This window comes from Arthrobacter zhaoxinii (assembly GCF_024385505.1).
In the GTDB taxonomy this organism is placed as follows: Bacteria; Actinomycetota; Actinomycetes; order Actinomycetales; family Micrococcaceae; genus Arthrobacter_B; species Arthrobacter_B zhaoxinii.
Genome location: NZ_JANFLT010000002.1, coordinates 274,170 through 288,749, shown reverse-complemented (window position 1 = coordinate 288,749; position 14,580 = coordinate 274,170). Strand labels below are relative to the sequence as shown.

The window sequence follows — 14,580 nt, the reverse complement described above, 5'->3', positions numbered from 1 at the left end:
GAGCCTGTCCGCCCGCCCACAGCCGATAATCGAGAACGAGTTGCCATGACTGAAAAGACATTCCGCCTGCCGGACGTGGGCGAAGGCCTTACCGAAGCCGATATCGTGCAGTGGAAGGTCTCCCCGGGGGACACCGTTGCCGTCAATGACGTGATCGTGGAGATCGAAACCGCCAAGTCCCTGGTGGAGCTGCCCTCACCGTACGCCGGCACGGTTTCTGCCCTCATGGTTGCGGAAGGCGAAACGGTCGACGTCGGCACGCCCATCATCAGCGTGACGGTCGACAGCGGTGCCGGATCCACGACGCCGACGCCGGAAGTAAGCACCGAAGCTGCCGCACCGGAGACCGTTCCGGCGGCACCCCAGGCACCCGCCCCTGCAATGAAGGAACCCGCGCCTGCGGCAGAAGCTCCGCGCGCCTCCCTGACGGGTGCCGGCCCGAAGCCCGACGCGGTGCGCCGCCGCCCCCGCCGTCCCTCGGCTTCCGGTACGCCTTCGCCCGTGACTCCGGCGGAGGCCAGGCCCGTTCCGGCAGCGGATCCGGCCCCGGCCCCCGCTCCGGCAGCCCCCCAGGCCCATATCCCCGCCCCGTCCGAAATCCCGGCGCCGTCCGGCACCGCAGCAGTCCAGGACCGGGTCAACCGGCTGATCCAGCGCGTGCTGGCCAAGCCGCCGGTACGCAAGGCCGCAAAGGACCTGGGTATCAACCTGGCGGACGTCACCGCCACGGGCGTCAGCGGCGAGGTCACCAAACAGGACCTGATGAGTTACCAGGCCCAGCGTGAGGCAGAGCGTGAGTCGGCCGGCGAGTTCTGGTCACCCGGCCCCGGAGCGGATGATTCACGGATTGAACGCATTCCTGTCAAGGGAGTACGGCGAGCCACGGCGAAAGCAATGGTGGAAAGCGCGTTCAGCGCACCCCATGTCAGCATTTTCGTGGACGTGGATGCGTCCCGGACCATGGAGTTCGTTCGGCGGTTGAAGGCGTCGAAGGACTTTGAGGGTATCCGGGTCTCGCCGCTGCTGATCCTGGCGAAAGCCGTCATCTGGGCTGCCGCACGCAACCCGTCCGTAAACGCCACCTGGGCGGGCGACGAGATCCTGGTCAAGCACTTCATGAATCTCGGTATTGCAGCAGCCACGCCGCGCGGGCTGATGGTGCCCAATATCAAGGAGGCGCAGGAGCTTTCACTGAAGGAACTTGCGATTGCGCTCAACACCCTTGCGGCAACGGCGCGGGAAGGCAGGACACCGCCGGCCGACATGCGGGGCGGCACCCTGACCGTCACCAACATCGGGTCCCTCGGCATCGATACGGGCACCCCGATCATCAACCCCGGGGAAGTGGCCATTGTGGCGTTTGGAACCATCAAGCAAAAGCCCTGGGTGGTCGACGGCGAGGTGGTGCCGCGCTGGATCACCACCCTGGGCGGCTCCTTCGACCACCGCGTGGTCGACGGCGACCTCTCGGCCCGCTTTATGGCCGACGTTGCGGCGATCCTGGAAGAACCCGCACTGCTGCTGGGCTAAGGAACCTCAGCGGACCTTTGCGGCGTCGACGGCGGCCCTCAGGATGGGCGCCAGGCGGCGTACGCCTTCGGTAATGTCCTCGGGGGAAACTGCGCTGAAGGCCAGGCGCAGCTTGTTCGAGGGCCCCTCGCCGGGCGTGAAGGCCGCGCCGGGAATGAAGACCGTCCCGGCGTCGATGGCTTCATACAGCAGGGGATAGGTGTCCACGCCCTCGGGCAGCGTCACCCAGATGAAGAACCCGCCGTCCGGACGGGTCCACGAAACACCCTCGGGCATCTGTGCCTCCAGTGCAGCCAGCATCGACGAGCAGCGCTCGGCGTAGAGGGTGCGGGAACTGCGCACGTGGCCCATCCAGTCGTATTCGCGCAGGTACGCCGAGACCAGCATCTGGGTCAAGGGGGAGGGGCAGAGGACAACGGCCTCGCAGGCGAGGTAGAAACGCCGGTAGAGGTGGCGGGGGACCAGCGCCCAGCCGAGCCGGACCCCGGGAGCGAAAATCTTGGAGAACGAGCCCAGGTACAGGACGTCCTGGGGGTTCCCGGCGCGCATCGGAGCCAGCGGTTCGCCGTCGAACCGGAGGAGGCCGTACGGATTGTCCTCGAGGATCAGGATGTTGTTCCGCCGACAGATCTCCACTACGGCCTGCCGGCGCCCGGCGGTCAGGGTGACACCGCTGGGGTTGTTGAAACTGGGGATGGTGTAGAGCAGCTTGATGGTCTTCCCCTCTGCCCGCAGCTCGCGGATCCGCTGTTCGAGCGCGTCCGGAACGAGGCCGCCGTCGTCCATCGGCACGGTGCGCACGTCGACCTCGTAGGCTTCGAAGGCATTCAGTGCCCCTACGTAGGTGGGGTCCTCGCAGAGGATGACGTCTCCGGGATCGCAGAAAACCTTGGCCGCGACGTCCTGTGCAGACTGTGAGCCTGTGGTGATGACGATGTCCGCCGGATCGGCGTCGAGAATCCCCTCCGCCGCCATCACCTCGCAGGCCTGCCTGCGCAGTTCTTCCATGCCCTGTCCGCCGCCGTACTGCAGCGCCTCCAGCCCGTGGTCGGCGATGATCCGCTGGGCGGTCCGGCCCAGTTCTTCCAGGGGGAGGGAGTGCAGGTAGGGGCTGCCGCCGGCCAGGGAGATCAGGCCGGGGCGGATGGAAATATCGAAGACATCGCGCACCGCCGACTGCTTGATGTGGAAGGCGCGGTTGGAGAACAGCACCTCGTGGCGGTGGGAACCGGCGGCACGCTCCAGCGCGGCCATGGTGTCGACGGGCAGTTCTACGGCATCGGAGAAGTCCTCGCGGGTCATGCCCCCATGCTAACCCGCTCGGTTGACTGTCAGGCAACGGCTGTTTAGTACACAGGGTTGCCGCAGGGCCTAGATCCAGCCGGCCTTGTGCGCTTTGATCCCGGCCTGGAAGCGGCTCTCCGCACCCAGCTCTTCCAGCATCCAGGCGATGTGGCGGCGGCAGGTGCGCACGCTGATCCCCACCCGGCGGGCAATCGCCTCATCCGAATACCCGGACGCCAGCGCCGTGAATACCGCCCGCTGCGTGCTGGTGAGGTCCTCCCGGCCCGGATTGTCCGTCAGGAACGGTTCCGCCAGGCCCCACGCGAACTCGAAGAGCAGGCCGAAAATCCGGATCAGGTTGGGATCCCGCACCACCAGCCCGGCCACATCGCCGGGATGCAGGTCGCGGGCCACCACTGCCACTTTGTCATCGAAAATGAGGGTCCGCAGGGGCATGTAGGGAAGGGTGCGGAACTGCCCTCCGGCTTCGGTAATGATTTCCACCGCCTTGCGGGTGGGCACATGGTCCCGGGTGCTGGCGTGGTAGAGCGTCTGCCGCCGCACTCCGCTGCGCAGCAGGTCCAGATCCTTCTCCACGCTTTCTTCATGAATGTCGGCATTGGCGCCCTGCCCGGGACGGGCAATCAGGACGCGGTCGGTGGCGCTGCGGCCGTACTCAATCAGGACCCGCTGGACTTTCTCCTGATCCTCAACCACCTCTACCGATGAATCGGCGGCAAGGCGCTTGCGTGCCTCAACGTAGGCGGGCGTCAGCGAGGCCATCTCCCTGCGGCGGGCATTGATCCTGCCGCGCAGTTCCAACAGAGCCCGTTCGTCCGGATCAACCAGTTCCGCGAGGGCCACGTCGGGGGACACGGCCGTGTAGCTGGGGCAGTCGGCGGCCTGCTTCAGCAGGAGGCAGCGTGCCGTCAGCTCGGTGATGGCAGTGTCGATCGCCCGGCTGGTGTACCCCAGGGCTTCGGAAGCCTCCTCGGCCGTCCATCCCGGACGGCTTACGGCAAAGCGGTAGACGTCGAGCGAAACCTGAGACAGCACGGCGAATCCTTTCTCGACAGCGTTAGCAGGAGCCCCCACAGCTACCCTACCCAGTGGGCGCGGATTGCGGTCCGGGTGTGGCGAAAGTGTTTTATGACGGCAACACACTTTGGAATGCAGGACATGGCCGGTTAATGACACCGGCGGCAATCCGATGCGCCTGTCGCCGAAAGCCTGCACCCTGCGCCTCCTGCGGCCCGGACATGACACTTTTGCGGGTCCACATCCGGACATGTCAGGAACCGGGCAGCGGAGGGTATTTACAGGCCGTGCAACGGCGGGGGAAGCTTTCGGAGTCAATCAAGGCGCCGGCTGAGCAACAGCCTAAGACCCAAGGGGGATAGCGATCATGAAGAGCTGGGACTGGTTCTAACCGAAGGCCCGTACAGGGCAAACCACCCGTAACTGGAACAATTCCAGGCCGCCAGCCGGCGGTAACCAGACCCCGAGGGGAAAGACACCTATGAGCCAGCTAGCTGCAGTTCGACCAGCCTCACGGACGCAACCCGGCACTCATTGGTGGTCGCTCTCCATTCATACCGGGGGCTTTGATGTAGCGGACGGCGTCATCGGAGAACTGGTTACCCCGCTGGCGGCTCAGGCCCAGGTCCTTGGAGCGCAGCGCTGGTATTTCACCCGCTGCTCGGAACCGGCCCACGCACACGTAAAGCTCCGCATACTGGCCAATATGAACACCCTCGACAGGCTGCAGTCGTTGCTTGTTGCACTGCAGGAACAGTCCAGCGGCGTCATCGGCCACCTGGAAACAAGCCAACAGTTCAGCGAGCCGGCCACGGACCGGCTCAGCCCCGGGGGCAGCGAGCCGCAGGATCCCCGTGTTGAAGCAGACCTCGCCAAATACGGCGGTGTGGAGGGTCTCTCCCTCGCGGAGGAGGTTTTTGAACTCTCCTCGGATCTGGCCAGCTGGGCCACCGCACGCTTCCCCAAAGTCCAGAACCGCTGGGCACTCGGTTCGCTTCTGCTGTTTGACGCAGCCCGGAGCATGATGAAGGGTCCGCGGGCATCAGCCTGGCCGGACCGCCGCAGGCTCTCCTGGGACTATTACTGGGACAGCCACCTGCGCAGCTGCACCGCAGGGTTCGGTCCCCGTGCAGCCGGCGTCCGGCAGGCCATGACGGTCCAGATTGGCGCAAAGGTCATGCCGACGCACCGCCTCATGGCAGCGACGGCGGCCGAATCCGCCGTCGAGAACTGGCGCCGCCGCTGGTTCCGCGGAATCGACACGTACCTGTACCGGGCGGACAAAGCCCGGCTGAGCCGAAGCGCCCAGCACCTAACGGTCTACCAGGCCCACATGCTTCTGAACCGGCTTGGCCTGAGCCTGCGCGAAGAAGCGGCCATGGGACTGTACGCACGCACATGGAGTCCGGAACGCGAGTCGGTTCTGCTCGATAAGCGCTGACCGCGCATAAATGGGAAGGGGGCCCATCCGGTGGCCGATCATGAAGAAGTAGTGGTGGCGGACTCCCAGGAGCTGGGGTCGGTCCTCGGATGCTCCGAGGACGTCCTTGCCGACCTGAAGAACAGCGGGGTCCTGGCGTCCAACGGAGAAGCGTGGAACGTCGGCCCGGCCCGGGAATATCTCCGGGATGCGGCGTGGGCCGACGAGGTCTGGTTCTAGACGGTCCGCTGTAACGGGAGAGGGACGGACCGCTGACGGTTCGTCCCTCTCCTGTGTGTCTGTGCGTGCCTAGGCTACGGAGACGGATGCATCCGCGAGAACGCGGATGGCCTCCCCGAGCTGGGCAACGGTATCCGGATCATCCTGCGGGTGGATTCCGTCGTAGCGCGTCACGGAACCGCCGATGGCCAGGCGCACTTCCTCAACGACGCGGGCCCCGGCAATACCGGCCGACTTACGTGCGTCGTCCTGGGCCCAGACGCCGCCGTACTGGCCGAAGGCAGAGCCGATGACGGCGGTCGGCATGCCGGAGATGGCACCGGCGCCGAAGGGACGGGACAGCCAGTCGATGGCGTTCTTCAGGACAGCCGGCATGGTGCCGTTGTATTCGGGGCTGATCAGCAGCAGACCGTCGGACGCAGCAGCTGCGTTCCGCAGGGCCTGGGCGGCTTCGGGGACGAGCCCTTCCACATCAATGTCCTCGTTGTAGAACGGAATCTCGCCCAGCCCCTCGAAGAGCTTCACCTCGACGCCTTCCGGAGCGCCGGCGGCAGCGGCTTCAGCGAGCTGGCGGTTGATGGAACCGGCGCGGAGGCTGCCGACGAGGGTCAGGATGGTGGTGCTCAAAATTGAAACTCCTGTCTTGGCCGTGCCGGGTTACGGACACGAGCACGGATTCTTCTTCATGGCTTAAGCGGACTACAGTCCGATTTTATTCCCGAGGGCACTACACTGGCCCGCATGGGCGGGAGAGGACCATCACAGACAGGCATCCGGGTAGACGCCGCCCGGAACCGCAACCGCCTGCTCGAAGCCGCGTTGGAACTCGTTGCAGCCCGCGGTGCCGACGCCTTGACGATGGATGATCTTGCCAGCCGTGCCCGCGTGGGCAAGGGGACGGTGTTCCGCCGCTTCGGCTCCCGTGCGGGCCTCATGCAGGCGCTCCTGGACCATGCCGAGCGGGGTTTCCAGACGGCTTACCTGCTCGGTCCGCCGCCGCTGGGACCGGGGGCTCCGGCCAGGGACCGTCTCCATGCCTTCGGCCTGGCCCGGCTGGCGGCGCTGAAGGTCACCGGCGAGCTGGCCCGGGCGGCCGACGTCGACCCCGGGACGCGCTATCAGCACCCGTCCCGGAGCCTCGCACGCCGGCACCTCGCAGGGCTGCTCCGGCTGGCCGGCCCGGTACCGGATCCGGAACTCGCCGCCTATCAGCTGACGGCCTTCCTTGACGCCGGACTGCTTCTCCACCTGCACGGCGAAGAAGGAATGAGCCTGCTCCGACTGGAGAAGGGCTGGCAAGAACTTGTGGATGCGGTGACCCGGCACGGGAGTCCCTGAGCTCAGGGCCGGGACTCACCGTCCGGCCGTTCGAGTCGAAGCGAGGCGATGAGGGAATGCAGTGCCTGCCGCAGCTCCCGGCTGTCTTCCTTATCCAGGGACGCTTCCGCAGAGGCCAGATGGGCGCATTCGATGGCCCTGCGGCCGGCATCGGTCACCGACCACGCCCCCGATTCGTCCGGCAGCGCATATCCGGAGGACCGCAGATCCGCCAGGTCCCGCTGAACGGCTGCCGGCGGCTGGCCGGTCGCCTCGGCGAGCACGCCTTCCGTGGCTGCCTCCGAGGCAAGGCGCTCCAGCACTCCGAAGCTGTTCCGGTTCAGGCCGAATCGCTCCAGGGTCCTGTCGGAGGCAAGCAGCGACACATAGGCGGCCGCGGAAAGCAGGCGCGGAAGGTATCCCGGCGCGGAACCGGGTTCGGAGGCGGCGGCTGGAACCGGAGGCGTTTCTTCCCGCTCCGGAGTCACGCGGCTGTCCCCGCGGCGTGGGTACGGAGCAGGACCGGGATCTCCGGGGCGCTGGTGAGAGACAGGGTGTCGCTGTCGCAGACGTGGCAAGACGGCACAGGTTCCTCGAAATGTTAAGAAGGTGCGGCTGGGTAAGCGGCCCCGTCTTGACCATTGGTTATCTTAGTGCGGCGTTTCCCCGCGGAACAAACGGGATCGGAGGGCCCCCAACGCGGTTAAACCGACCGGCCGGTCCGTCATGATGCCCCGATCCTGCGACACGGAATGTTCTGTGACGTAATTCTCAGCTAGCTTTGTTTGGTGCAAATCAAGGACCGGATAGAAGATTCACGGATGAGCCCGCGGCAGGTGGCGATTATCGCCATCTGCACCGCCCTTTATATGATCGACGGCTTCGACGTCCTGGTCATGGCCTTCAGCGCCAGCCATGTCGTCGAGGAATGGGGCCTGACGGGAGCGCAGCTGGGCTACCTGCTCAGTGCCGCGCTGGTGGGAATGGCAGTCGGATCCATTTTTGTTTCGACGGTCTCCGACATCATCGGTCGTCAGAAAACAGTGCTGATCGGCGTCTGCATTGTCGCCGCCGGCATGCTGGCCTCCTTTTTCGCCCCCAGCTACGCCGTCCTCGTGATCCTGCGCTTCCTCACGGGTATCGCGATTGGAACGCTGCAGTCCACCATCAGCGTGTTCGCGTCCGAGTTCTCCAACGCCAAGCGCCGCTCCACTGCCCTGTCCATCGTCAGCATCGGACAACCGATCGGCGGAGTCCTGGGCGGCCTGATCAGCGGCGTTCTGATCAGCCAGTACGGCTGGCGTTCGGCTTTCCTGTTCGGCGCCGTCGTCACCTTCCTGATGATCCCGCTGGTGATGAAGGTGTTCCCGGAATCGGTGGACTATCTGCTGGTGCGGCGTCCGGCCAACGCCCTGGCCCGCGTCAACCACAGCCTGCGAGCCATTCGGCAGCCCGCGGTGGATGTCCTTCCCGACACCGTGGCCGCGGATCAGCGCAAGTCCCGTTTCGCCGACATCCTGACCGGCTACAACGCCCGCCGCACCATCCTGCTGGCGCTGGCCTACTTTGTGCTGATGGCGAGCTTCTACTTCGCGAATTCCTGGACTCCGAGACTTATTACCGCCAGCGGGTTCACCGCCCAGGACGGCATCAACGCCGGAGTGCTCTTCAGCGTCGGCGCCATTATCGGCGGCGTCCTGCTGGGCCTGTTCGGTGCCCGCTTCCCCATGCGCAAGGTCCTGGCCGTGTTCTTTGTCATCGGTGCCGCGACCTTCGTGGTGTTTGCCAACTCGACCACCGGCCCACTCGGCTGGGCCCTGTTCGCGGCGGCGCTGGTGGGCTTCGGCTCGAACGCACCAATCGCCGGCATGCTGGCGATCAGCCCGACCTACTACTCCAGCGAGGTCCGCGGCACCGCCCTGGGACTGGTGATCGGGATGGGGCGCGTGGGTGCCATCATCTCCCCGATCCTGGCCGGAGCGCTGATCGACGGCGGCTGGACGGCCGGCGATCTCTACTTCCTGTTCGTTATTCCGATGGCCCTGGGTGCGGTCATTATCTCGCTGCTGGGCCAGCCGGTCCTGCGCGGATCCGCCTCCAAGGAACCGGCCCCGGCCCCGGCCCATTAGGCGCCACCCGGTCCGCCGCGGAAAGCGGCGGACCGGGCGGCGGCTGCCGAACCGCTAGGAAGCCACCAGGTCCGGCCAGTCCGAGGCCAGTTCCAAACCGTGGGCGGCAGAGACCGAGGAATGGGTGACACGGCCGCCGGCGATGTTGAGGCCGTGGGCGAGGTCCGGGTACTTCTCGAAGGCGCCCGCCACGCCGAGGCTGGCCAGCGCCACCGCGTACGGCAGCGTCACGTTCGTCAACGCGTAGGTGGACGTGTTGGGGACCGCTCCCGGCATGTTGGCCACGCAGTAGTACAGCGACCCGTGCACACGGAAGGTGGGATCCTCGTGCGTAGTGGGATGGCTGTCTTCGAAGCAGCCGCCCTGGTCCACGGCAATGTCCACCAGGACGCTTCCCGGCTTCATCCGCGAAACCATGTCATTGGTCACCAGCTTGGGAGCCCGGGCGCCGGGAATCAGCACCGAGCCGATGACGAGGTCAGCGTCCACGATGGCCCGTTCGATCTCGAAGGAATTGGAGGCCACGGTCTTAATCCGGCCCGCGTACAGCTCATCGAGTTCCCGCAGCCGGTCGATATTGATGTCCAGGACCGTGACGTCGGCGTGGGCGCCGACGGCGGCGGCGGCGGCATTGGTTCCGGCCACGCCGGCTCCGAGCACCACTACCTTCGCGGACCGCACCCCCGGCACGCCGCCCAGCAGCAGCCCGGGGCCGCCGGCGGGAGCCATCAGGGACTGCGCCCCCACCTGGACCGAAAGCCGTCCGGCCACTTCGGACATGGGTGCCAGCAGCGGGAGGGCGCGGCCGCGCTGCACTGTTTCATAGGCAATCGCGGTGACGCTGCTGTCCAGCAGGGCGGCGGTCAGTTCCGGCTCCGCAGCCAGGTGCAGGTACGTGAAGAGAATCAGGCCGGGCCGGAAATACCGGTATTCGGATGCGATGGGCTCCTTGACCTTGAGGACCATAGCGGCCCGGGACCAGACGTCGTCGGCTGAGTCCAGGATCTGCGCTCCGGCAGCGGCGTATTCCGCGTCGGTGATGTTCGAGCCGGTGCCGGCACCGCTCTGTACCAGCACCTGGTGCCCATGGGCGCGCAGTTCGTGCACGCCCGAAGCCGTAATTGCTACGCGGAATTCATTGTTCTTGATTTCCTTGGGGATACCGATGATCACAGTATTGCTCCGTCAGTAGGTTCAGCCGGCGGGGTGTCCGCCGACACAGCCCCAGCATAGATCCCCCCGCCGGACTTAAGGTCAGGCTTCCTCCGCCGCTTTGGCTGCTTTCGCGGCCTGCTGGGATTCGAGCCAGGACTGGATGTCTTCCATCCGGATGCGGCGGTGCGAACCCCGGTACTGGACCGGGATGATGCCGGCATCCGTCAGGTTCCGCAGATAGGTGTGCGAGATGCCGGCGGCCGCGGCTGCCTGGGAGGTGGTCAGAAGCGGCACCGGTCCTGCGGGGAACGGCGGATCGGCCGGCACGGACGGCTCGGAGGACACGGTCACCGGGTTGCCCTCCGCGAGGCGGGACAGCAGGTCCAGCACCGCATCCCGGGCGGCCTCAGGCAGGCGCAGGGCGGTGCCGTCCACGAAGACGGTGACGTCCCCGGCGGCCAGCGCGCGCTTCAGCGCAAGGGTGTCTTTGTCCGGCAGTGCCGGTACGGTCCTGGAACTGTTCCTCATGCTCCTAATCCTGCCAAAGGAATGGCGGCTGGGCAGCCACCGGCACCGTGTTGGTCCGGACGAAACCGGGGACGGTGCGGAACAGGCGTGGTGGAATAGGGCTGTTGTGTTGAAAAGGGGCGCCGGAATCCGGTTCGGCGAATACTCAAAGGAGAGTTCATGGGCACCGACAGCACCAGGTCCATCCGCGGCGCGGTCCTGCAGACCATCGGCGCTCCGCGTCCCTACGCGCAGTCCCGGCCGGTGGTGGTCCGGGACCTTCAGCTTCAGCCGCCGGGACCGGGCGAAATTCTGGTGCGCATCGAGGCCGCAAGCCTGTGCCATTCGGACCTGTCGGTAGTGAACGGGAGCCGCAGAAGGCCGCTGCCCATGCTGCTCGGGCACGAAGCGGCCGGCAAGGTGGAGGAGCTGGGGAAAGGGGTGGAGGACCTCGCCGTCGGGCAGCGGGTAGTGATGGCCTTCCTGCCCCGCTGCGGCGAATGCGCAGGCTGCCGGACCGAGGGCAAAATGCCGTGCATTCCCGGGTCCGCGGCCAACAACGCCGGCACGCTGCTCGGCGGCGGCATGCGGCTGCACGGTGCAGGCGGCGAAGAAGTGCGGCACCATCTCGGCGTCTCCGGTTTCGCCACCCACGCCGTGGTCAACCGGAAGTCCGTGGTCCCGGTGGAGGACGACGTCCCGCCGGAGGTGGCGGCCCTGCTGGGCTGCGCGGTGCTGACCGGAGGAGGCGCGGTGCTGAACCCGGCCCGTCCGGGCAAGGACGACGACGTCGCGGTTGTCGGGCTGGGCGGCGTCGGCATGGCGGCGCTGCTGACGGCACTGTCCCTGGACGTGCACAGCGTGATCGGCATCGACGCGCTGCCCGGGAAGCTGGCCCGCGCCCGGGAACTCGGAGCGGACGCGGTCTACACTCCGCAGGAGGCGCTCGACGCCGGCATCCGCCCCGCCCTGGTCATCGAAGCCGCCGGGCATCCCCGCGCCTTCGAAACGGCTGTACGGATCACCGCTCCCGGCGGCACCACCGTCACTGTCGGGCTGCCCGCCCCGGACCAGACCTCCGAAATTGCGCCGCTGACTCTTACCGCTGAGGCGCGGACCATCATCGGCAGCTACCTCGGATCCGCCGTTCCGTCCCGCGACATCCCCGTCTATGCGCAGCTGTGGCGGGAAGGGAAGCTGCCGGTGGAGGAACTGGTCTCCTCCACCATTGCCCTGGAGGACATCAACGCAGCCATGGATACTTTGGCGGACGGCCAGGCCATCCGCCAGGTCATCCGCTTCGAGCCGGACGGCGGTTCCGTATGAGCAGACCGCGCACCCGGCGCCGGTGGGAACCGGACATCCTGGGCGAGGGATTCGACCAGCTGACCCTGGACCTGCCCGGCGGCAGGGTTGCCACCCTGGTCCGCTACACGCCGTCGGATCCGCCGTCCGGGCCAACGCCCGGCCCAACGGCGGATGTTCTTTATGTGCACGGCTGGTCCGACTATTTCTTCCAGACCGAACTGGCACGCTACTGGGCCGGGCAGGGAGCCCGGTTCTTCGCCGTCGACCTGCACAACTACGGGCGGAGCCTGCGCCCGGGGGAGGAACCCGGATATGTCCGGGACCTCAGCGACTACGACGCCGATCTGGAAGCCGCACTGGAGGCTATGGGGCAAAATGCCGCAGACACGCGGCCGCTGATCCTGCTCGGGCACTCCACCGGCGGACTGACACTGGCAGTCTGGGCGCACCGCAACCCGGGCCGGGCCGCAGCCCTGATCCTGAACAGCCCCTGGCTGGAATTCCAGGCCACGGAACTGGCCCGCCGTGTCATTTCCCCGCTGGTCAGCCTGGAAGCACAGCACCATCCCCGCAGGCCGCTGCCGCCGGTTGACCCCGGAATCTACACCCGGACGGTGTCTGCGGCGTTCGGCGGGGAATGGCAGTACGACACCGAATGGCGTCCCGTGCGGGGGTTCCCGGTCACGGTCGCTTTCCTGCATGCAGTGTTCTCCGCCCAGGCAACGGTCGCCGCGGGACTGCAGCTGCAGCTGCCCGTCCTGGTGCTGCTGTCGGACAACAGCTACCTGCATCCGCGCTGGTCGGAGGATGCGGCGCGCTCCGACGTCGTGCTGGACGTCAACGTGGTGGCTCACCGCTCGCTCTCGCTGGGCCCCACCGTGAGCGTGGACCGGATCCCGGACGCCATGCACGACGTGTTCCTGTCCGCACCGGCGGTTCGGGCCCGGGCGTACAACGCAATGACCCGCTGGGGGAGCGGTTACCTGCGGGCCCTGCCGCACTTCGGCAAGGCCCGCCTGCCGGAGGGCTAGTCGATCAGCTCGTAGGCCGGAAGAGTCAGGAAGTCCGTGTAGTCCGGAGACAGGCTGATTTCCCCGATGATGCGGCTGGCCGGCTCGAAGTAGCCCGTGAACATTTCCTCCGAGACTTCCCCGCGCAGCCGTTCCGTTTCTTCGGCCAGGATCCGGCTGACCAATTCCTCGGTGACCGTCTCGCCGGTATCCTCCAGCACCACGTTGTTGCGCACCTGCTGCCAGACCTGCGAGCGGGAAATCTCGGCCGTGGCGGCGTCCTCCATCAGGTTCCGGATGGCGACTGCTCCGTTGCCGGAGAGCCAGACGGCAACGTAATTGACGGCGACATAAAGGTTGGACCGGAGCCCGGCCTCGGTAATGGAGCCTTCCGCCGTGCTGACATCCAGCAGGTCCGTGGCGGTCACGTCGACGTCCTCGCGCTGGCGGTCCACCTGGTTCGGCTTGTCGCCGAGCACGCCGTCGAAGACCTCCCGGCAGACCGGCACCAGATCCGGGTGGGCCACCCAGGAACCGTCAAAACCGTCGCCGGCTTCGCGGGTTTTGTCCGCTTTTACCTTCTCCAGGGCGCTCGCCGTGATTTCCGGTTCCCGGCGGTTGGGGATGAATGCCGCCATGCCGCCCATGGCAAAGGCCCCGCGGCGGTGGCAGGTCTTCACGAGCAGTTCGGTGTAGGCGCGCATAAAGGGCGCGGTCATTGAGACGTCGGCCCGGTCCGGCAGCAGATAGGCCTTCCCCGCGTCACGGAAGACCTTGATCATGCTGAACAGGTAATCCCAGCGTCCGGCGTTCAGGCCGGAGGCATGGTCGCGCAGCTCGTAGAGGATCTCCTCCATTTCGAAGGCGGCCGGGATGGTCTCGATCAGGACGGTGGCGCGGACGCTGCCCTGCGGCACGCCGACATACTCCTCGGAGAAGGTGAAGACATCGTTCCAGAGGCGGGCCTCCAGATGGCTTTCCATCTTGGGCAGGTAGTAGTACGGTCCCTGCCCGTTGTCCAGCAGTTGCCGGGCGTTGGCGAAGAAGTGCAGACCGAAATCCACCAGTGCGCCCACGGCGGGTTCGCCGTCGATCAGCACGTGCTTTTCCGGCAGGTGCCAGCCGCGCGGACGCATAACGACGACGGCGAGGGGCGCATCGGTGCGCAGTGCGTACTCCTTGCCCTCGGGCGAGGTGAAGGACAGGTCGCCGCGGGCCGCGCGGTAGAGGTTCACCTGGGAATCCACCACGTTGTGCCAGGTGGGGGTGCAGGCGTCTTCAAGGTCCGCCAGCCAGACCTTGGCGCCGGAGTTCAGGGCGTTGATGGCCATCTTGGCGGGGGAGGCCGGGCCGGTCATTTCCACGCGGCGGTCCTGCAGCGCGGCGGGCGCCTCGGCGACCGTCCACTGCCCGCTGCGGATGTCGGCAGTCTCGGGCAGGAAATCCAGCCTGCCGGTGGTGGCGGCTTCCTGACGCCGGACGGAACGGGCGGCAAGGCGCTCATCCCGGATGCTTCGGAAGCGGCGGTGGAGTTCTTCAATGAATTCCAGCGCCTCGGGGGTCAGGATGTGTTCCGCACCTTCGGCGGGTGAGGAGTCGGTTACTTCAATGGCCATAATGGGTCTCCCTGTGGCAATGCCGT

General features: G+C 66.6%; 14 protein-coding genes. 7 read left to right on the top strand and 7 right to left on the bottom strand.

Annotated features, from left to right (window positions below):
* Positions 1-45: 45 nt before the first annotated feature.
* Positions 46-1,530: a dihydrolipoamide acetyltransferase family protein gene (locus NNX37_RS04905; RefSeq protein ID WP_255791184.1), complete on the top strand. Its 1,485-nt coding sequence runs from the start codon at positions 46-48 to the stop codon at positions 1,528-1,530.
* A 6-nt stretch (positions 1,531-1,536) separates the two neighbouring features.
* Here the strand turns inward: NNX37_RS04905 and NNX37_RS04900 are convergent, their stop codons facing one another.
* Positions 1,537-2,832 (bottom strand): aminotransferase-like domain-containing protein, encoded by a 1,296-nt coding sequence (locus NNX37_RS04900; RefSeq protein WP_255791183.1) that lies wholly within the window; start codon positions 2,830-2,832, stop codon positions 1,537-1,539.
* A 69-nt stretch (positions 2,833-2,901) separates the two neighbouring features.
* Positions 2,902-3,870 carry a helix-turn-helix transcriptional regulator gene (locus NNX37_RS04895; protein ID WP_255791182.1) on the bottom strand — a complete coding sequence of 323 codons (969 nt, stop codon included), beginning with the start codon at positions 3,868-3,870 and terminating at the stop codon, positions 2,902-2,904.
* Between the two features lie 463 nt (positions 3,871-4,333).
* Here NNX37_RS04895 and NNX37_RS04890 point away from each other — a divergent pair, with 463 nt between their 5' ends.
* Both NNX37_RS04890 and NNX37_RS04885 read left to right on the top strand, forming a co-directional pair.
* On the top strand, positions 4,334-5,293 hold the full coding sequence (locus tag NNX37_RS04890; protein WP_255791181.1) for a lantibiotic dehydratase C-terminal domain-containing protein: 960 nt from the start codon (positions 4,334-4,336) through the stop codon (positions 5,291-5,293).
* Positions 5,294-5,323: 30 nt separating this feature from the next.
* Positions 5,324-5,512: a hypothetical protein gene (locus tag NNX37_RS04885; RefSeq protein ID WP_255791180.1), complete on the top strand. Its 189-nt coding sequence runs from the start codon at positions 5,324-5,326 to the stop codon at positions 5,510-5,512.
* A 69-nt stretch (positions 5,513-5,581) separates the two neighbouring features.
* On the opposite strand, the gene NNX37_RS04880 is transcribed toward NNX37_RS04885, so the two are convergent.
* Positions 5,582-6,142 carry an NAD(P)H-dependent oxidoreductase gene (locus NNX37_RS04880; RefSeq protein ID WP_255791516.1) on the bottom strand — a complete coding sequence of 187 codons (561 nt, stop codon included), beginning with the start codon at positions 6,140-6,142 and terminating at the stop codon, positions 5,582-5,584.
* Between the two features lie 111 nt (positions 6,143-6,253).
* Between NNX37_RS04880 and NNX37_RS04875 the strand changes: the two genes are divergently transcribed.
* Positions 6,254-6,850 carry a TetR/AcrR family transcriptional regulator gene (locus tag NNX37_RS04875; RefSeq protein WP_255791179.1) on the top strand — a complete coding sequence of 199 codons (597 nt, stop codon included), beginning with the start codon at positions 6,254-6,256 and terminating at the stop codon, positions 6,848-6,850.
* 2 nt (positions 6,851-6,852) lie between these two features.
* Here NNX37_RS04875 and NNX37_RS04870 read toward each other — a convergent pair whose 3' ends face one another.
* The gene (locus NNX37_RS04870; protein WP_255791178.1) at positions 6,853-7,317 is read right to left on the bottom strand and encodes a hypothetical protein; all 465 of its coding nucleotides are present in this window, start codon (positions 7,315-7,317) and stop codon (positions 6,853-6,855) included.
* A 333-nt stretch (positions 7,318-7,650) separates the two neighbouring features.
* Between NNX37_RS04870 and NNX37_RS04865 the strand changes: the two genes are divergently transcribed.
* Entirely contained in the window at positions 7,651-8,958 is a 1,308-nt protein-coding gene (locus NNX37_RS04865) for an MFS transporter (RefSeq protein WP_255791177.1), read from the top strand.
* Positions 8,959-9,012: 54 nt separating this feature from the next.
* On the opposite strand, the gene ald is transcribed toward NNX37_RS04865, so the two are convergent.
* Both ald and NNX37_RS04855 read right to left on the bottom strand, forming a co-directional pair.
* Positions 9,013-10,131 (bottom strand): alanine dehydrogenase, encoded by a 1,119-nt coding sequence (gene ald, locus NNX37_RS04860; protein ID WP_255791176.1) that lies wholly within the window; start codon positions 10,129-10,131, stop codon positions 9,013-9,015.
* An 81-nt stretch (positions 10,132-10,212) separates the two neighbouring features.
* A complete protein-coding gene (locus NNX37_RS04855; protein WP_255791175.1) occupies positions 10,213-10,641 on the bottom strand; it encodes a helix-turn-helix domain-containing protein in 429 nt (142 codons plus the stop codon).
* A 159-nt stretch (positions 10,642-10,800) separates the two neighbouring features.
* On the opposite strand from NNX37_RS04855, the gene NNX37_RS04850 reads away from it, so the two are divergent.
* A complete protein-coding gene (locus NNX37_RS04850; RefSeq protein WP_255791174.1) occupies positions 10,801-11,946 on the top strand; it encodes an alcohol dehydrogenase catalytic domain-containing protein in 1,146 nt (381 codons plus the stop codon).
* Entirely contained in the window at positions 11,943-12,959 is a 1,017-nt protein-coding gene (locus NNX37_RS04845) for an alpha/beta hydrolase (protein ID WP_255791173.1), read from the top strand. The genes NNX37_RS04850 and NNX37_RS04845 overlap by 4 nt, the downstream gene beginning before the upstream one ends.
* Here NNX37_RS04845 and aceB read toward each other — a convergent pair.
* A complete protein-coding gene (gene aceB, locus NNX37_RS04840; RefSeq protein ID WP_255791172.1) occupies positions 12,956-14,554 on the bottom strand; it encodes a malate synthase A in 1,599 nt (532 codons plus the stop codon). The two genes, NNX37_RS04845 and aceB, sit on opposite strands and share 4 nt — an antisense overlap.
* Positions 14,555-14,580 lie beyond the last annotated feature (26 nt).